15 protein-coding genes, 1 tRNA gene and 1 riboswitch are annotated in these 16881 nt (G+C 53.9%); of the genes, 3 read left to right on the plus strand and 13 right to left on the minus strand.

Annotated elements, in window-relative coordinates:
- Nucleotides 1-7 precede the first annotated feature (7 nt).
- From uca to E2566_RS12360, 8 genes are all read right to left on the minus strand, one after another.
- On the minus strand, nucleotides 8-3610 hold the full coding sequence (gene uca, locus E2566_RS12325; RefSeq protein ID WP_107167602.1) for an urea carboxylase: 3603 nt from the start codon (nucleotides 3608-3610) through the stop codon (nucleotides 8-10).
- Nucleotides 3611-3721: 111 nt separating this feature from the next.
- Nucleotides 3722-3862 (minus strand): hypothetical protein, encoded by a 141-nt coding sequence (locus E2566_RS12330; protein WP_165800618.1) that lies wholly within the window; start codon nucleotides 3860-3862, stop codon nucleotides 3722-3724.
- Nucleotides 3853-4488 carry an urea amidolyase associated protein UAAP2 gene (locus tag E2566_RS12335; protein ID WP_107167603.1) on the minus strand — a complete coding sequence of 212 codons (636 nt, stop codon included), beginning with the start codon at nucleotides 4486-4488 and terminating at the stop codon, nucleotides 3853-3855. Before E2566_RS12335 ends, E2566_RS12330 begins: the two co-directional genes overlap by 10 nt.
- 11 nt (nucleotides 4489-4499) lie before the next feature.
- On the minus strand, nucleotides 4500-5234 hold the full coding sequence (locus E2566_RS12340) for an urea amidolyase associated protein UAAP1 (RefSeq protein WP_107167604.1): 735 nt from the start codon (nucleotides 5232-5234) through the stop codon (nucleotides 4500-4502).
- 13 nt (nucleotides 5235-5247) lie between these two features.
- Complete coding sequence (locus E2566_RS12345; RefSeq protein WP_107167605.1) at nucleotides 5248-6039, minus strand: ABC transporter ATP-binding protein; 792 nt, start codon at nucleotides 6037-6039, stop codon at nucleotides 5248-5250.
- Nucleotides 6036-6851: an ABC transporter permease gene (locus tag E2566_RS12350; RefSeq protein WP_107167606.1), complete on the minus strand. Its 816-nt coding sequence runs from the start codon at nucleotides 6849-6851 to the stop codon at nucleotides 6036-6038. The genes E2566_RS12345 and E2566_RS12350 overlap by 4 nt, the downstream gene beginning before the upstream one ends.
- Before the next feature lie 22 nt (nucleotides 6852-6873).
- Nucleotides 6874-7932, minus strand: a complete 1059-nt coding sequence (locus E2566_RS12355; protein ID WP_107167607.1) for a putative urea ABC transporter substrate-binding protein — start codon at nucleotides 7930-7932, stop codon at nucleotides 6874-6876.
- A 59-nt stretch (nucleotides 7933-7991) separates the two neighbouring features.
- Nucleotides 7992-8093: riboswitch (guanidine-I (ykkC/yxkD leader) on the minus strand.
- Between the two features lie 181 nt (nucleotides 8094-8274).
- On the minus strand, nucleotides 8275-8688 hold the full coding sequence (locus tag E2566_RS12360; protein ID WP_107167608.1) for a MarR family winged helix-turn-helix transcriptional regulator: 414 nt from the start codon (nucleotides 8686-8688) through the stop codon (nucleotides 8275-8277).
- An 81-nt stretch (nucleotides 8689-8769) separates the two neighbouring features.
- Between E2566_RS12360 and E2566_RS12365 the strand changes: the two genes are divergently transcribed.
- Nucleotides 8770-9033, plus strand: coding sequence for a DUF3861 domain-containing protein (locus E2566_RS12365; protein ID WP_107167609.1), 264 nt, complete (start codon nucleotides 8770-8772; stop codon nucleotides 9031-9033).
- Between the two features lie 84 nt (nucleotides 9034-9117).
- Here E2566_RS12365 and katG read toward each other — a convergent pair whose 3' ends face one another.
- Both katG and E2566_RS12375 read right to left on the minus strand, forming a co-directional pair.
- Complete coding sequence (katG, locus tag E2566_RS12370; protein WP_107167610.1) at nucleotides 9118-11292, minus strand: catalase/peroxidase HPI; 2175 nt, start codon at nucleotides 11290-11292, stop codon at nucleotides 9118-9120.
- A gap of 425 nt (nucleotides 11293-11717) precedes the next feature.
- The gene (locus E2566_RS12375) at nucleotides 11718-12848 is read right to left on the minus strand and encodes a metallophosphoesterase (protein ID WP_107167611.1); all 1131 of its coding nucleotides are present in this window, start codon (nucleotides 12846-12848) and stop codon (nucleotides 11718-11720) included.
- 253 nt (nucleotides 12849-13101) lie between these two features.
- On the opposite strand from E2566_RS12375, the gene E2566_RS12380 reads away from it, so the two are divergent.
- On the plus strand, nucleotides 13102-13875 hold the full coding sequence (locus tag E2566_RS12380; RefSeq protein ID WP_107167612.1) for a DeoR/GlpR family DNA-binding transcription regulator: 774 nt from the start codon (nucleotides 13102-13104) through the stop codon (nucleotides 13873-13875).
- 47 nt (nucleotides 13876-13922) lie between these two features.
- Here the strand turns inward: E2566_RS12380 and E2566_RS12385 are convergent, their stop codons facing one another.
- Nucleotides 13923-14714: an HAD-IIB family hydrolase gene (locus tag E2566_RS12385; protein WP_107167613.1), complete on the minus strand. Its 792-nt coding sequence runs from the start codon at nucleotides 14712-14714 to the stop codon at nucleotides 13923-13925.
- 416 nt (nucleotides 14715-15130) lie between these two features.
- Nucleotides 15131-15445: a DMT family transporter gene (locus E2566_RS12390; RefSeq protein ID WP_107167614.1), complete on the minus strand. Its 315-nt coding sequence runs from the start codon at nucleotides 15443-15445 to the stop codon at nucleotides 15131-15133.
- Between the two features lie 341 nt (nucleotides 15446-15786).
- Between E2566_RS12390 and E2566_RS12395 the strand changes: the two genes are divergently transcribed.
- Nucleotides 15787-15863 (plus strand) — tRNA-Val (locus tag E2566_RS12395).
- Nucleotides 15864-16229: 366 nt separating this feature from the next.
- Here the strand turns inward: E2566_RS12395 and E2566_RS12400 are convergent.
- Nucleotides 16230-16880, minus strand: a complete 651-nt coding sequence (locus E2566_RS12400) for a LysE family translocator (RefSeq protein WP_107167615.1) — start codon at nucleotides 16878-16880, stop codon at nucleotides 16230-16232.
- Nucleotide 16881 lies beyond the last annotated feature (1 nt).

Here is a 16881-nt window from a genome sequence, read left to right on the forward strand (position 1 = left end):
GCAGGACTTACCCCTGAGATTCCATCACCACCACGCACTGCCCGGCACGAACAGATGCGCCGGGCTGGCAGCGAATTTCGCGAATAATACCACGTTGCGGTGAGACAATCGGGATCTCCATTTTCATGGATTCGAGGACCATCAACGTTTCTCCCTCGGCCACCGTCTTACCGACCTCCGTCACCACCTGCCAGAGGTTGCCGGAAATTGGGCTTTCCACGCCGAGCTGCCCTGCCTGGATCGGCGCATCATCCACCGCCTCAAGCACGACGTCCACGCTGTCTGTCACCGATTGACCGGCAATACGCCAGCGCTCACGCTCCGCTTCAAACGCCGCCCGTTGGCGTACACGGAATGTCTCGATGTCTTCCGCTTCACGCGATAGAAAATCCTGATAAGTGCTTAGCGCCAGCTCGCTTTGTTCGATCCGCAGTGGATAGCGTCCCAGAGGGAAATCCCGTCGGATGGATAACAGTTCATCAGCCGACACTGGATAGAAACGAATCTGGTCAAAGAAACGCAGCAGCCACGGCTTGCCGTTAAAGGCGTCTACGCCGCGATAGCGATCCCACATTTGCAGCGTACGTCCGACAAATTGGTAACCGCCCGGCCCTTCCATGCCATAAACACACAGGTAAGCACCGCCGATCCCCACCGAGTTTTCCGCCGTCCAGGTGCGCGCCGGGTTATATTTGGTCGTGACTAAACGGTGGCGCGGGTCCAGCGGAGTCGCAACGGGCGCACCGAGGTAAACATCCCCCAGCCCCATCACCAGGTAGCTGGCGTCAAACACCGTTCGGTAGACCTCATCGAGATTCTCCAATTCGTTAATACGGCGGATAAACTCAAGATTGCTCGGACACCAGGGCGCATCGCTGCGTACCGTCGTCATGTATTTCTGAATCGCCAGTTGGCAGGCAGGATCGTCCCAAGACAGCGGCAGATAAACCACCCGCGACGGCACCGTCAGATTTTGTTGTGCGCAAACGTCCTGCCACAGCGAGGAAAGTCTGTCTAACAGATGTGATAATGCCAGCGTTTCGGGTCGGTAGTGCACCTGCAACGAGCGAATACCCGGTGTCACATCAATGATGCCATCGAGCGTCTGCTGTTCCAGCGTCAGCATCAGCGCATGGACGCGAAAACGCAGCGCCACATCCAGTTCCGCCGCCCCGACTTCCAGCAACAGATGGGTATCACCGGACAGCCGTGCAACCAGCCGCCTATCCGCCTCACCGATATCCAGCACCACTGGAGAAATGAGTGCAGCAGGCGACCAATCGATAGCGATCGAGGTAAGCTGTTCCACTTCAGCATGACGCGCTAATGCCAGCGCACGTGCCGTGGTGAGATCGACAGGAGTAAAGCGCACACGATCGCCGGCGTTAAGCTGTCCCAGCGCCCACAGATCGGCTTCGATCACCGTCACCGGGCAGACGAAGCCGCCCAGACTTGGACCATCCGGGCCCAGAATAACTGGCATATCGCCGGTGAAATCCACTGCACCAATCGCATACGGGTTGTCGTGAATGTTCGAAGGGTGCAGTCCTGCTTCTCCACCGCTATCACGTACCCACTCCGGTTTCGGCCCAATCAGGCGCACGCCCGTGCGGCTGGAGTTAAAATGCACTTCCCACTCGGTAGTGAGGAAGGTTTCCATATAGGCAGGCGTAAAATAGTCCGGTGCTGCATGCGGGCCGTAAATCACGCGTAGTTCACGTACCGCAGACAAGGTCGTGCGTAGCGCATTCGGCAGGCTGTCACCGACGCGTCTGTCCGCCAGTGCAGCAAGATGCAAGACATCCCCCGCCCGCAGCGCACGTCCTGCATGGCCGCCAAATTGCCCCAGCGTAAAAGTGCTTTTGCTGCCGAGATAATCCGGCACCTCGATGCCACCACGCAGACAGAGATAGCTGCGTACTCCTGGTGCATTTACTGCACCTAACCGCAGTATGGCACCTGCGGGTATCGCAAAGACGCGATCCATCGGCACAGGTTGACCGTCCAGCTCAATAGCGATAGCCGCGCCGGTGACTGCCGCCACGGCGTCCGTGTTAAAACGCAACGTCGGCCCGTTCATTGTGATCTCCAACGCGGCCGTTCCCGCTGGATTTCCCACTAACCGATTCCCTAAGCGCAGCGCGCGATCGTCCATTGGGCCCGACGGTGGCACACCAACAGCCCAATAACCAAGGCGTCCGGGGTAATCCTGCACGGTGGTTTGCGTACCCGCACCGATCACCTCACAAGTTGTCGCCTTGTAGGTCAATGCATCCAGACAGCGCGTCCACGGCTGACCGCGGGCAAACGGTTCCGCCGCCAGAATCTGACGCAGATAGTCACGATTATGTTCCACGCCGTAAAGTCGTGTGTTCGCCAGCGCCCGCTCCAGCCCCACCATCGCCTGCTCGCGGGTAGGTTCATAGGCGATAATCTTAGCCAGCATCGGGTCAAAAAACGGCGGGATCTCGCATCCGGCCGTCACCCAAGTGTCGATGCGCAGGCGATGATCCTCTGTGGCAGGAAACGCGACTTCCGTCAGTAACCCCGGCGAAGGCTGGAACTGTTTACCCGGATCTTCCGCGTACAGGCGCGCCTGAATCGCATGCCCCTGAGGCTTCAATCCGGCAGACAGCTCGCGCAGCGGTGGTAAATCCCCTGCGGCCAGCTCGATCATCCAGCGCACCAGATCCACGCCCCAGACCTGTTCCGTTACGCCGTGTTCGACCTGTAGACGCGTATTGACTTCAAGGAAGTAGAAACGATCGGCCGCACTGTCATAAACGAACTCCACTGTCCCCGCGCTGCGGTAATTCACCGCCTGCGCCAGACGGATTGCCGCAGAACACAGCGCATCGGCAACACCGTCCGGCAGATTGGGCGCGGGCGTTTCTTCAATCACTTTCTGGTTACGGCGCTGCACCGAACAGTCCCGAACCCCTAGCGCCAACACGTCTCCCTGACCATCGCCAAAAATCTGTACTTCCAGATGTCGGGCGCGTTCGATATATTTTTCGATGAACACGCCCGCATCGCTGAAATTGTTCTGTCCCAGTCGCTTTACCGTGTCAAACGCATCGGACAGTTCCGTAGCGCTATAGCAGACGCGCATCCCAATCCCGCCACCGCCCGCCGTGCTTTTGAGCATGACCGGATAACCGATCGCTGCCGCTGCGCGCAAAGCAGCATCGCAGTTTTCCAGCAGCTCGGTGCCTTCCAACAGCGGCACGTTATGTTTTTTCGCCAGCGCCCGCGCCGTATGCTTTAAGCCGAATACGCGCAGTTGCTGCGGCGTCGGCCCGACAAAGGCAATCTGTGCCGCTTCGCAGGCTTCGGCAAATGCCGCATTCTCGGACAGAAAACCATATCCAGGGTGAATAGCCTGCGCACCACTACGCAGAGCCGCAGAGAGAATTTTCTCGCTATCCAGATAGGTGTGAGCTGCCGCGCCCTCTCCTAGGCTAATCGCTTCATCGGCGTCCTGAATATGCAGGCTACTGATGTCGGCATCAGAATAGACCGCGACGCCACGGACGTTCATCTCGCGCAGCGAACGCAGAATACGGCACGCAATCGCACCACGGTTAGCAATCAGAAGTGTGTCGAACATACGCTAGACTCATGCAAGGGCGGGTCGTCCCGCCAAAATGCGATCCGCATGATGGTCGTCCATCGCGGTAACGGTCAAAGGAGGTAGAAGCGTGCTCCCACGCCGGAATCATCAGTTTTTGTCAGACGGAGAACGGCTCGTCGACGGCAGAAAATACCGATTCGCTCTCGCGTCAAGCGCACTCACCAGCCACACTTTCACACGCTGCCAGCGCGTGTGTTTTTCATCATCTCGGTTCGGCGTCAGTTCCATACCAGCACCTCCGCAGGTGTCGGGTTCCAGCCGTTACACGGGTTATTCAACTGCGGGCAGTTGGAGATCAATACGATGACGTCCGTCTCGGTGCGTAGCTCCACGTATTTCCCCGGTGCGGAAATACCGTCCTCAAAGGTCAGCCCACCTTCCGGCGTCACCGGCACGTTCATGAAGAAGTTAATGTTCGCACCAATATCTTTTTTATTCAGGCGACCATCGTGCAGGCAGGCGCAGAGAAAATTGTCACGGCAACTGTGCATGTAACGCCGATCGAGCGCATAGCGCACCGTATTACTCTCTTGCGCACAGGCACCGCCCAACGTGTCATGGCGACCGCAGGTATCAGCGACGATCGTCAGAAGTGGATTACCAAGATTGGAGTACAGCACGCTACCTGTCGTCAGATAGACACTATTCTGGCGGCGCAGCGTACGTTGTGGATCGTAGCGCTCGCGTGGGTCATCAACGCGATAGAACAGCGTATCCACCGCCTGATTACCTTCCAAATCCAGCAGTCGCAGCGTCTGGCCTTGTTTGACCTCAAACAAATAAGGCTCTCCGGCAGGGATCACATGGCGGAAGACCGCGTCCTCGACCATTTTATTGCTGGCAGTTAACGTCATGTCCGGCCTCCTTATAGATAACCGCGTTCGGTATTGTGAAACGCGCGTGCATTTTCCTCACGGTACGCACGGCAGTATGCAGCGACATCCTCGCCTTCCGACCAACTCCAGGTGAGCGCAATCGGGCGCGGCGCATACGTCGGGCTGGGGTCCATCGGGTGTTGTAAGGCGGTCAGCACCACCAGCGTATCCATCGGCGCATACAGTTCGATGTAATCCCCCGCCTGAGAATGATTGGCGTAGAAGTGAAACTGCCCCTGCGCATTCACGGTGACTTTGCTGAACAGGTTGATCGTCATCAGCAGATCTTGCAGATTGAGGTTCCATTTCCCCATCTCGACCAACAGGTTATCCATGCCGTTGCGAAAAAAGTCGTTGCGCAATTCCTGATAGCGCCCTTGTCCGTATTTCTCATGCACCTCCTGTGCATTGAGTACGCCACCAACGCTGTCGTGCCAGCCGCAGGTGTCGGTCACGATCGCCGCCAATACGCGTCCCATGTCGGAATAGAGACAGTGTCCCACTGTTAACTTGGCGGTATGTTGCCCTTTCAGGGTATCCGGCAGGTTCAGGCGCTCGCTGGTTTGGTGCGCGTTAAACAGCAGTAAGCCCACATTGCCGCCGCCTTCCACATCTGTGATCCGCAGAATTTGCCCGCGCTTGAGGATGAAGGAGGTATGGCCTCCGCCCGGCACCGTTTCTTCATCAAACGCTGGCCGGCCTGTCGATGTCTGTATCTCTGTCATAAAAGAAAGCTCCTTAAACGGGGGATGTCATCGCGCTGATAACAGGAGAAAGCGGTGCAAGCGCACGCAGGCGCGTGGCGAGGCGCGCCTGATTCAGCGGAATGTCATAAGTAATGCGTGCGCCATAGGCTTCCGGCGCATGGGGATCGACGCGCACTTTGTCGAACACCAGCAGACGCGTGCCAAGGTGGAACCCTTCCGGTAAATCGTGGGTGACCATAAAGACCGTTAAGCGAGTTTCCCGCCACAGCTCCAGCAGCAGGGTGTGCATATCGCCGCGAATACCGGGGTCCAGCGCCCCAAACGGTTCATCAAGCAGCAGGATGCGCGGCTGGACAATGAATGCCTGCGCAATGGCAAGCCGCTGCTGCATCCCACCGGAAAGCTGGTTGGGATATTTGTGCATGGCGTGTCCAAGCCCGACGCGCTCCAACATCCGTGCGGCGCGATCTCTTGCCGCTTGCTTATGTTGCCCGAACAGCCGGCCTAGCCAGGGAGAGCGCGGTATTTCCAGCCCAATCACCACGTTTTCCAGCACGGTCAAATGTGGAAAAACCGAATAACGCTGAAACACCACGCCGCGACTGGCATCCGGTTCGGCGGGCAGCGGCTTCCCTTCAAGCCGCACTTCGCCACGGCTGGGCGTTTCCTGCCCCAGCAGCAGACGCAAAAAAGTGGATTTACCGCAGCCGGATGCCCCGACCATCGTACAAAACGCCCCTTCCTCGACGTTCAGGTTGAGCCGTTCCAGCACGACGTGGTCGCCGTATTCCTGCCAAATGTTATCAATCTCGATAAAACTCATGCTTTGCTTTCCTCTGACCACGGGAACCAACGGCGATGCAGCCAGCACAGTGCCATATCCATCAGCCATGCCAGCAGCGTGATCCACACCACGTACGGCAGAATCACGTCCATCGCCAAATAGCGGCGAACCAGAAAGATGCGGTAGCCCAATCCTGCCGTGGCTGAAATCGCTTCGGCGGAAATCAGGAACAGCCACGCCGCCCCCAGCAACAGCCGCAGTGAAATCAACAGCCGCGACAGTAATTGCGGCAGGATAACGCGCAGCACCACGACCCAACTGTTCGCTCCCAGCGTCTGTGCTTTGATCAGCATTTCCTGTGGGATATTGCGGGCATGTTGTTCGAGATCGCGCGCCAGCATCGGCGTGACACCAATGACGATCAGCATCACTTTCGAGAGTTCATCCAATCCGAAGACGATGAAAAGAATCGGTAAAATCGCCAGCGGCGGGATCATCGACAACACCGCCATCAACGGCGAGAGCGACGCACGAAACAGCGGAAAAGCCCCTGCCGCAATCCCAAACAACAGGCTCAACAGGCTGGCGATCCCCAGACCCAGCGCGAGGCGTACTAGACTGGCCTGTGTATCCAGCCAGAACAGGTAGTCACCGCTCCGTTTGTCTTCGGTCAATGCCATGCGCTGAATTGCTTCGGCCATTTGCCCAAGACTTGGCAGCAGTTTGTCATTGGGATTAGCTTCCAGCCGCAGTGCCGACCCCACGAGGTACAGCACCAGCAGCGCGGCAAACGGCAGCAGAACCAGCAGCAGCCGTCCACCTCGACTGGGGGAGCGATTGATTAAGCGCACGATAGTCTCTCCAGTCTATAGGTCAGAGTTTGTTCTCTGCGGCCAGACGCACGAAGGTATCGTCAAAGCGCAGTTTTACATTGGCGCTATCGCCCTGCGTAACCTGACCTGGAAACGTCATGCCGATAAAATCGGCACTCTGTGCACCTGCGCCAAGTAACCCTTTGTCAAAGGAGAAATCCGCAACGCGTTTCATGGTGTTCGGGAGATCCGCGCTGGTCAGGAAGGTCAGATTGTCCTGTGCGGAATAAAACAGGTGGGTGGTTTTCAACTGTGCCTGATAGCCGGCCAAGTCAGTGCCGGAAGCAGCCGCCATTGACTCCAACGCCGACTTGTCGCCCGCCTTCATCAACGCCATCATTTCAAACCAGGCACCGGCCAGCGCTTTACCCAGAGCCGGATTGTCTTGGAGCGTCTGCGTGTTTACGACCATCATGTCGATCAGCTCTCCGGGGATCTGACCAGACTGAAAGACTTCCGTGGTATCCGGCTGGTTTCTTATCGCCGAAAGTTGCGGGTTCCAGGCAACAGCCGCCTGTACACTGCGGGTGGCGAAAGCGGCAACAATATCGGCATCGGACGTGTTGACGACGGTGACATCTCGCTCCCGTAGCCCGGCGGTTTCCAGACCGCGCACCAGCAGGTAATGGGAAACAGAGAGTTCAGGCAGGTTGACCTTCATTCCGCGCAGGTCACCAAGCGTTTTCCCTTTGCCTTTGAGCACGATACCGTCATTGCCAGCGGAGAAACTGCCAAGCAGCAGCGCCGTAGTATCCACACCGCCCACAGCCGGAATAGTCAACGCATCCATGTTGGTCATGGTGCAGCCGTCGAACTGTCCGGCGGTGTATTGATTGATCGACTCGACGTAGTCGTTAAGCTGGGTAACCTTAATTTTGATGCCGTACTTGTCGGCCCATTTATCGATAATGCCCTGCGTACCGATGAAGCCCCACGGCATCCATCCAGCATAGATAGTCCAGCACACGTTGAATTGCGTTTTAGGCGCAGCCTGTGAAGGGAAACTCAGCAACGCTGAGAGACTGAGGACGCAAACGCCCAGTAAACGAGATAGGTTCATGCCAGACCTCCGGTTGAGTAGGAAAAAAGCGGGAACAGCGCGACACCATGGGTGTTGCTGTCTCCCGGGCTTTTGTCCCGCCGTGTAACCTCAACTGGAGGTCGCCAGCTCTCGGACCAGACATCCATATTGCATGGATCGGAACCCTAGCCAGCTATTCAGGTTGTTCAGCGCCCTATGTGGTGCTGTCCCGAATAGATAAAAGCAAAAGGCGTGCCAGTACCGGAAATGCCGTTATGACGACCGTTTGTGCAGGGAAACACGGCACTCCCGCGCTATCGAGGTGCAACAGCTCGGTGAGATCGCCTCACGGCAGTGCAGAAATGGCGGGTGATGCAGGATCTAGCGTGCCGAACCGTTCGCCGCTATTTTTTCCAGCAGCGCACTAAACATCGCTTGTTCATCCTGGGACAGTGCCTGAAGCATCTGTGCCTCTATCTGCTTTTCCTGATGCATAAAAACCTGTGTAAACGCGACGCCCTTATCGGACAAACTGAGCCACACGCTACGGCCATCATCCGGGTTATCGAGCTTGCGAACATAATCGCGTTTGACCAGTTCTGCGACCATGCGGGTGATCTGCGCCTTATCCCGCCCGACAGTTTTCGCCAGCGACTGAGGCGTAATTCGCCCTTCCATCGCGATGATCTTACATAGCCGGATATGCACAACATCCAGATTAATGTCGTGCGCTTTCATCTGTTCCTGCATCTGTGCCTTATAGCGTTCTAATAAGGCAAAAAGGGCTTTCATCATGCTTTATTGACTCAGTCAACCAATGATCATATAGTTGATTTTATCAACTATCTATCATGAGTTCAATTTAGCGAGGCTACGATGGGAAACCTCTATCAGATTACGGTGGAAGAAAAAGACGAGCAGCAACGCACGCTGTCGTTTGAATTCTCGCTTCACGACGACCTGTTCAAGTTACTGGAAAAAGTCGATGGCAAAATGGACATGACGCTGGAGCAAACTCAGGCCTTTATGGTAGGGCTGAAGCTATTTGGTGAAGTGATGATGCAACAAAGAAAACACCCGCTGTTTAAGGAATTCGCCGCCCCCTTCAGGGAATTTATGATGAACCTGAAGAAACAGTGATCGACTCAGGATATTCAACATGTGTTACAGCGGAAAATAAGGCTCCCCGCGCGGCATAAACACCAGCGCGGAGAGCATGGCCTCTTAGTCTGCCAGATCGAAGCGATCGGCATTCATCACTTTCACCCAGGCAGCAACAAAGTCATTCACAAACTTCTCTTTACTGTCGTCCTGTGCATAAACCTCGGCGTAAGCGCGCAGAATGGAATTGGAACCAAAGACCAGATCCAGACGCGTCGCCGTCCATTTGACTTCACCCGTTTTACGATCGCGGATTTCATACAGGTCTTTACGGTAAGGCTTCCACGTGTATTTCATGTCGGTCAGATTGACGAAGAAATCATTCGTCAGCGCCCCTTCACGATGGGTAAATACGCCGTGTTTTGTGCCACCGTAGTTGGTGCCCAGCACGCGCAGACCACCGACCAGCACCGTCATTTCCTTCGCGGTCAGCCCCATCAACTGCGTGCGATCGAGCATCAACTCCTCCACGCTAACGGCATAATCTTTCTTCAACCAGTTACGATAGCCATCGTGGATCGGTTCGAGGACGTCAAAAGAATCAGCATCGGTCAGCGCATCAGTAGTATCGCCACGTCCCGGCACAAAAGGCACGGTCACATGCACGCCAGCCGCTTTCGCCGCTTTCTCAATCCCCACATTACCCGCCAGCACAATGGTATCCGCCACGCTGGCTCCCGTTGCAGCCGCAATACTTTCCAGTACGACTAACACGCGCGCCAGGCGATCCGGCTCATTGCCTACCCAGTCTTTCTGCGGGGCGAGGCGAATACGCGCACCGTTGGCACCACCGCGCATATCGGAACCGCGGAAAGTACGAGCGCTGTCCCAGGCGGTCGCCACCAGCTCGCTAATGGAAAGGCTACTTTCTGCAATACGTGCTTTGACAACATCCACATCATAATCGGTACGACCAGCCGGAACCGGGTCCTGCCACAGTAAATCTTCCTGCGGCACATCAGGGCCAATGTAGCGCGCTTTCGGCCCCATATCACGGTGCGTCAGTTTGAACCACGCGCGGGCAAACACTTCGGAGAAGTAAGCCTGATCCTGATAGAAGCGCTCAGAAATCTTGCGGTATTCTGGGTCAACTTTCAGTGCCATGTCGGCATCAGTCATCATCGGGTTATAACGGATCGATGGGTCTTCAACGTCAACCGGCTTGTCTTCTTCTTTAATACTGACAGGCTCCCACTGTGACGCGCCCGCTGGGCTCTTTCTCAGTTCCCACTCATGATTTAACAGCATGTGGAAGAAACCGTTATCCCATTGCGTCGGATGTGTAGTCCAGGCTCCTTCTAGCCCACTGGTCACCGTATAGCGACCTTTGCCCGATCCCGTCGGGTTATGCCAGCCGAGTCCCTGTTCTTCCACATCCGCACTTTCTGGTGCCGCCCCCAGCAGACTGGCATCACCGTTGCCGTGGGTTTTACCTACCGTGTGTCCGCCCGCCGTCAAGGCAACAGTTTCTTCATCATTCATCGCCATACGAGAAAACGTAACGCGCATATCCTGTGCCGTACGCAGCGGATCGGGATTACCATCGACGCCTTCTGGGTTAACGTAAATCAGCCCCATCTGTACGGCCGCCAACGGGTTTTCCAGCGAGGTACGGTCATCACTGCCATAACGCCCCGTGCTCTTCGCCAGCCACTCTTTTTCCGAGCCCCAGTAGGTGTCTTTTTCTGGATGCCAGATGTCTTCACGACCAAAAGCGAAGCCGAAGGTTTTCAACCCCATAGATTCGTAAGCGATATTACCTGCCAGAATAATCAAGTCTGCCCAACTGAGTTTATTACCGTATTTTCTCTTGATTGGCCACAGTAAACGACGCGCTTTATCAAGGCTGACGTTATCCGGCCAAGAGTTGAGCGGTGCGAAACGCTGGTTACCGGTTCCACCGCCGCCACGACCGTCGGTTGTGCGGTAGGAGCCGGCCGAGTGCCAGGCCATACGAATCATCAGGCCGCCGTAGTGGCCCCAGTCCGCAGGCCACCACTCCTGACTGTCGGTCATCAACGCATGCAGGTCTTTTTTAAGGGCATCGACATCGAGGGTTTTCAAGGCTTCACGGTAGCTGAAATCGCTGCCTAACGGGTTGGTTTTGGTGTCGTGCTGATGAAGAATGTCGAGATTGAGGGCATTTGGCCACCAGTCAGTATTTGATGAGCCAGTAGAAGTGTTTCCGCCGTGCATGACCGGACACTTGCCGGCTGGTTTCGTTTTATTCTCGTCCATCATTATCTCCCAGTATGTTGCATTGCCTTAATCGCTGCGCCAGAAGGCGGGGTCGTTCTCCGATAGCCTTGCCATAGGCAACGGAGCCTTCCCCTATTCCTTCTTCTTGATGCAAGACAGTGCCAGAGTCTCCCTATAATTTATAATTGTATATGCTAACTTCTGCGATAGCTTAACCTGATGAAAAGCAGTTCAATCGCACATTTTTCCTATCTATACCCGTCATACTTCAAGTTGCATGTGCGTTGGCTTCACTCAGTCACCCGAATCACTTACTTGAGTAAGCTCATCGGGACTCCCTCGCTTGCCGCCTGCCTGAAACTCGAATTATTTAGGGTATGCATCAATAATCTCGCCTGCGATAATGAGCCTGCTTGTGATCGTGGCCTCTTTCAGGAAGCCACTGATTCTGCTACCGCAAAAAACTACTGCGCAGGCGAACGGAGTATGAACTGGGTAATTTCGGCGCGTTTCCCTAATCGAACCGGAAAACCGTTCCATAGACCCGCGCCATTACTGACATACAGATGCATGCCATCGACGTCATAGCTACCGGAGACATAGCCTTCATTCGCCAACTGCGTCACCCAATGCATGCCTAGTATCTGGCCGCCATGCGTATGGCCGGAGAGCTGTAAATCAGCACCAGCACGCGCATTCTCTTTCGCCCCCGTGGGTCGATGGCTCAGCAGAACGACAGCGGTATCCGGCGATATTCCTTCAAGCGCAGCACGAGTATCCGGCAGGCGTTGTTTAAAATCAGCGGCAGTGCGATCGGTGATACCCGCCAGTACAAACGCTGCATTATCACGGCTAATCGACACATGTTCGTTGAGCAACATACGTAACCCCAGCGCATTCAGCCGTTGCACCCATTGCGTATATTCCACGTAATACTCATGGTTACCCACGATGGCAAACACGCCGTGTGGCGCGGTCAGGTTACGCAGCGGCTCCATATCATCGTGACGGGCGCTGACAGTACCATCAGCCAGATCGCCAGTAATCACCGCCAGGTCGGGCTTAAGCGCGTTGGTTTTTGCCACCACGGCTTCCATCCAGGGGCGCTGCAACAAACGGCTAGCATGTAAATCCGTTAGCTGCACCAACCGGAAACCATCCAGCGCAGGCGGCAATTGTTTCAACTCGACTTCAACCGTGCGCACTTCAGGCACACGCACCGCTTCCCACACGCCAATAGCCGCCAGCCCCATCGCCACAACGGCCATTCCGCCACGCAGCGCCATATTGTTCAGCAGAACCTGTCCAACTGACTGGGATAAAAAGCGCCCCACCATGCCGAGAAGATCGGTGGCCAACAGCAGGAATGCAGATATCAGCAGTGCGCTAAAAGCCCATCCCAGCAGCATCAGGACAAACGCGGGCACTTCAGGCGACGCCATCGTGCCAAAAAAAGTGCGCGTAATCAGATGATGTTGCGAAACCAGCAGCAATAACACCGCCAGCGTGCGTTTAACAGGCACGCCGACACGTAAGCGCCAGACCAGACGCCAGATAACATAGAGGGCGATAAGCCCAGTAATGACATGAAACACGGATGTTTTTCTCTCTTAATTGGTGCGCCGATATGGTCGCGCTGACGTGATATCCCACAGCACGTTTTATAGTGATCGCAATATATTGTGTCAAACCGTTTACAGCGAGGTTCACATATTGTGGATCTACGTGGTAGAGGTGTTGTGTTGCCAAAGGGGGCGGATTAACATGACGCGATTCTATTCGGTATATAAAGCAAAACCGGCTATCTGGCAGCAGGTTGTGCATGATATTGATTAACCAAGGACATTTATGTTCGATTACACCGACTTTCCCGAACAACGGCAGGCCAAAATCAGGCAGATCCTCTGTGAGGAAGGCAAAGTCGTTTGCACACAGCTCTCACGCGAGTTAAATGTATCTGAGCACACCATACGGCGCGATCTGAAAGAGCTGGCACAGTCCGGTGCCTGCAAGCGCGTCTACGGCGGTGCCGTCATCATGCCGCCAGAGGCTATCGATTTTGCCAGTCGGGCAACCATCGACGCAGCTCAAAAAGATCGCATTGCTCAGGCCGTTATCCCGCTGATAAAACCTAACAGCTGCGTCTTCTTTGACACTGGCACCACTAATCTGGCAGTGGCGAAACAACTTCCACTGGGGCTAAAATTTACCGCCGTGTGCAATTCGCCCATTATCGCGACAGAATTACTACGGCATCAGGATGTGGAAGTGATTTTTCTTGGCGGAAGAATCCATAAAGAGGTCGGTGGCGCAATTGGGATCGATACGCTCAGGCAGTTAGAGAAGATGTATTTCGATCAATGCCTGTTAGGAGGCTGTGCATTTGACGCCAATGAAGGCCTGACCGTTTTTGAATATGACGATGCTGAATTCAAAAAATGTCTGGTCACCCGCAGCAGCGAGGTTATCGTGGCTTTGACCGCCAATAAGATCTCCGCTTTGGCTCGTTATAGCGTGGCTGCATGTGATGAAATCACCACGCTGGTGACCGATGATGAAATCTCACCTGCCTGCCAGAGCGCATTAAGCGAAAAAAATCTGGAACTGATTGTTGCCCGATAATGCGACGGTAGCCCCAGCGGCTGCCGGTTTGCCTCATGCCGTTCACTTTATGAAAGCAGCAGCTTTATCGTTTTCAGTACCCCATCGTCATCATTGCTCTGGGCAATAAAATTCGCCGCCGCTTTGGTTTCCTCAAACGCATTGCGCATCGCAAAGCTGTAAGCCCCGCGGCTCATTAGCTCAATATCATTGAGCCCGTCGCCGAACACCATCGTTTCCTCTGCCGTAATCGCCAATTTCTCTTGAAGGATGTCTACGGTGTGCCCTTTGTGTACGCCGACATCAGCAATGTCGATCCAAGACGCTTCAGAGACCACAATATAGGCATGATCGTGAAACGCATCAAGGTACTTCGCCGTCTCGTGGCAGTGGCCTTCTGGGTCATAAACCGTGATTTTCACAAAGTCATCGGTCACGGCAGCAAAGCTGGAGATCAGCGTCACATTGGTGTACGACTTTTTCACCTTTTCCAGTAAGGCAGGATCGATCGTTTCCTTCACCATCGCACCGTGTGGCGTACAACCGATGACTACGTGCCGATCGTCTACGCTTTCCAGCACGCCAATCAGGCTCAAGGCAAGACGGTTTTTAATAAGTGACTGGTAAACGTACTCTCCCTGATACTTGATGCGTGTCGCGCTGTCTCCCAGAATCCAGATATCTTTCGCATCATCGCCAAAAAGCGCTTCGACCCGCTCACACTGCTTGCCTGTGCAGACAGCAAACCGCACGCCTTTCTCTTTCATTAGCGCATAAACGTCGGCAAACAAGGCTCTGTTGTAATCGCCATCGCTGTGAAGAAACGTGCCGTCCAGATCGGTAATTACCAACTTGATCATTCCACTCCCCTTTCAGATTGTACGTACACAGATAGCCGCGTTTCAGGCTGGGAACAGCCCATCTGAACAACTTTTGCGCGGTGTGTTAGATGACTGACATGGCGATTTAACAGCAATGCTCGATATAGCTCGGTAATATATTCACTACGGATAACGAGCAACAAACATACAGTAAAGATTAATTTATGCCGGATTTATTGAAATTTTACGCGAAATTCAGCATAGCATTTATTGGTAATTCGCAACAAGAAGCAAAATCAATCAATAGTGAGCACAAAAAGAAAGGATCAGTAACAGAGCCACGATAGTGATGGCTCTGCCACACGCCAAATGTTAAAGCGGAGTTTACGCTGAGCGAAACTCGCGCTCAGATGAACCTGACGTTTAAATGCAATACGTTATTCAGAAAATTCACGCTATGAAGACAGCTTCATCAGAATCAGGCCGCTGACGATCAACAACGCAGCGATAATTCTCATCACACTCGCAGGTTCATCGAGGAATACTAATCCCACAACAAACGCGCCTACTGCACCAATTCCTGTCCAGATGGTGTAGGCCGTGCCCAAAGGGAGGGATTTCATCGCCATTGATAACAGCGCGAAGCTAATAATCATGGCAACGATCGTGACAACTGACGCGCCCATTTTCGTGAATCCATCAGAAAGCTTCATGCTGTAAGACCAGACAATCTCAAATAGACCAGCAAGCGCTAATAGAAACCAGGCCATACCCAGTGCTCCTTAAACATCGAATAAGGGTCGTCCCGTGAGTCCTTTTCGCGTCAGGGGCCGTCCCCTGTCAGGATGATGTACCGCGATACGATAGCGTCGCGCTATCAGGGAGTAAAGCCTTGGCACAAACGGTACGCCAATCAGCCAAAGTGATATATTTTGCTGACACAGCGGTTTCACTCGACGAATTAGGCTAAACATTCGGCACTTGAAAGAAGATGATAAACAAAGCGCTTGCCACCAGCCACAGAGCCGTCCATAATAGCGCCCATTCCAAACGCTGGAATGAAGAAAAGCATTCTAATCAAAACGTTACTGATTAAAATGTTATCTCCTGTACGACCGTAGCTCAGTTGGTTAGAGCACCACCTTGACATGGTGGGGGTCGGTGGTTCGAGTCCACTCGGTCGTACCAATTCATGTTCTGTAAATATTATTCTACGCCCGTAGGCTAATGGATGTGAATTGAATTTCCCCTACTCGCGTCTTGTTAAATCATCAAAATAAACTCAATATTTTCACCTATTTTCTCTACTGATTGATTCGGGTTCAGATTATTTCGACTAACCAGTACAAGTGAGAACCCAAACGCAGCCCTGTGTCTAATCAGGCGCGTCAAAGGACTATTCATAAAAAATGCACCTTAATCAGTTGAGTCTTCAACTTTTGGGGTGCAGTTCAAAAAGCGGCGTTTTCAACTGAAGTGGTTTACGCACTGGACATCGTATTGCCCTTTTATTTTATAACGACAATCAAGAACTGTGATTAATCTTTTAACTCGTCACCCCATAACCTCACTAAATGCCACCCAATAAAGACGTATCGAAAATCCGAGAAGCAATAGCCCCATGAGACGTTCAAACCAATGCCCGATACGCCAAAATCTCTGGCGCATGCTCTCATTGGCAAATATCAAGCTAACCAGTACAAACCAACTTGCATTGACAAGGCACATCCAGCCGCCATAAAGCACCTGAATGCGCAAGGGCGTAGATGCACTGACCACAGTGGTAAATACGGCCAGAAAAAACAAGGTTGCTTTTGGATTAGTGGCATTTGTCAGGAACCCCAACATAAAAGACTCACGAAAACTCTTGGTTCCAGTTTCAGTATCTGGAGACGGTTCTTGCGTTTGTTGGCCCGCCTGCCGGATGAAAGCAACACCGAGGTAAAATAAATAGCTAGCACCGACCAACTCGGCGGTAAGCAGCAGCCAAGGTGTGGCATGCATCAATGCCCCCATACCCAACAAGGTATAGATGACATGTACCGAGATGCCCGCACCGATACCGATTGCGGTCGCCATTCCAGCTTGATGACCATAACGTATGCTCTGACGGATTGTCACAGCGAAATCAGGGCCTGGAGCGACAACAGCAAGAAAGTGTATGGCAGCAAGCGAAAGAAATTCCCCCAGGTAGTTAAATGCCATC

The sequence above is a fragment of the Pectobacterium punjabense genome (assembly GCF_012427845.1).
In the GTDB taxonomy this organism is placed as follows: Bacteria; Pseudomonadota; Gammaproteobacteria; order Enterobacterales; family Enterobacteriaceae; genus Pectobacterium; species Pectobacterium punjabense.

What these genes read in the sequence shown, in the direction of transcription:
- E2566_RS12340 (WP_107167604.1), bottom strand. Translation starts at nt 5,234, where the DNA reads ATGACAGAGATACAGACATCGACAGGCCGGCCAGCGTTTGATGAAGAA.
- E2566_RS12360 (WP_107167608.1), bottom strand. Translation starts at nt 8,688, where the DNA reads ATGATGAAAGCCCTTTTTGCCTTATTAGAACGCTATAAGGCACAGATG.
- uca (WP_107167602.1), bottom strand. Translation starts at nt 3,610, where the DNA reads ATGTTCGACACACTTCTGATTGCTAACCGTGGTGCGATTGCGTGCCGT.
- E2566_RS12390 (WP_107167614.1), bottom strand. Translation starts at nt 15,445, where the DNA reads ATGGCCTGGTTTCTATTAGCGCTTGCTGGTCTATTTGAGATTGTCTGG.
- E2566_RS12380 (WP_107167612.1), top strand. Translation starts at nt 13,102, where the DNA reads ATGTTCGATTACACCGACTTTCCCGAACAACGGCAGGCCAAAATCAGG.
- katG (WP_107167610.1), bottom strand. Translation starts at nt 11,292, where the DNA reads ATGGACGAGAATAAAACGAAACCAGCCGGCAAGTGTCCGGTCATGCAC.
- E2566_RS12330 (WP_165800618.1), bottom strand. Translation starts at nt 3,862, where the DNA reads ATGGAACTGACGCCGAACCGAGATGATGAAAAACACACGCGCTGGCAG.
- E2566_RS12335 (WP_107167603.1), bottom strand. Translation starts at nt 4,488, where the DNA reads ATGACGTTAACTGCCAGCAATAAAATGGTCGAGGACGCGGTCTTCCGC.
- E2566_RS12345 (WP_107167605.1), bottom strand. Translation starts at nt 6,039, where the DNA reads ATGAGTTTTATCGAGATTGATAACATTTGGCAGGAATACGGCGACCAC.
- E2566_RS12355 (WP_107167607.1), bottom strand. Translation starts at nt 7,932, where the DNA reads ATGAACCTATCTCGTTTACTGGGCGTTTGCGTCCTCAGTCTCTCAGCG.
- E2566_RS12400 (WP_107167615.1), bottom strand. Translation starts at nt 16,880, where the DNA reads ATGGCATTTAACTACCTGGGGGAATTTCTTTCGCTTGCTGCCATACAC.
- E2566_RS12385 (WP_107167613.1), bottom strand. Translation starts at nt 14,714, where the DNA reads ATGATCAAGTTGGTAATTACCGATCTGGACGGCACGTTTCTTCACAGC.
- E2566_RS12365 (WP_107167609.1), top strand. Translation starts at nt 8,770, where the DNA reads ATGGGAAACCTCTATCAGATTACGGTGGAAGAAAAAGACGAGCAGCAA.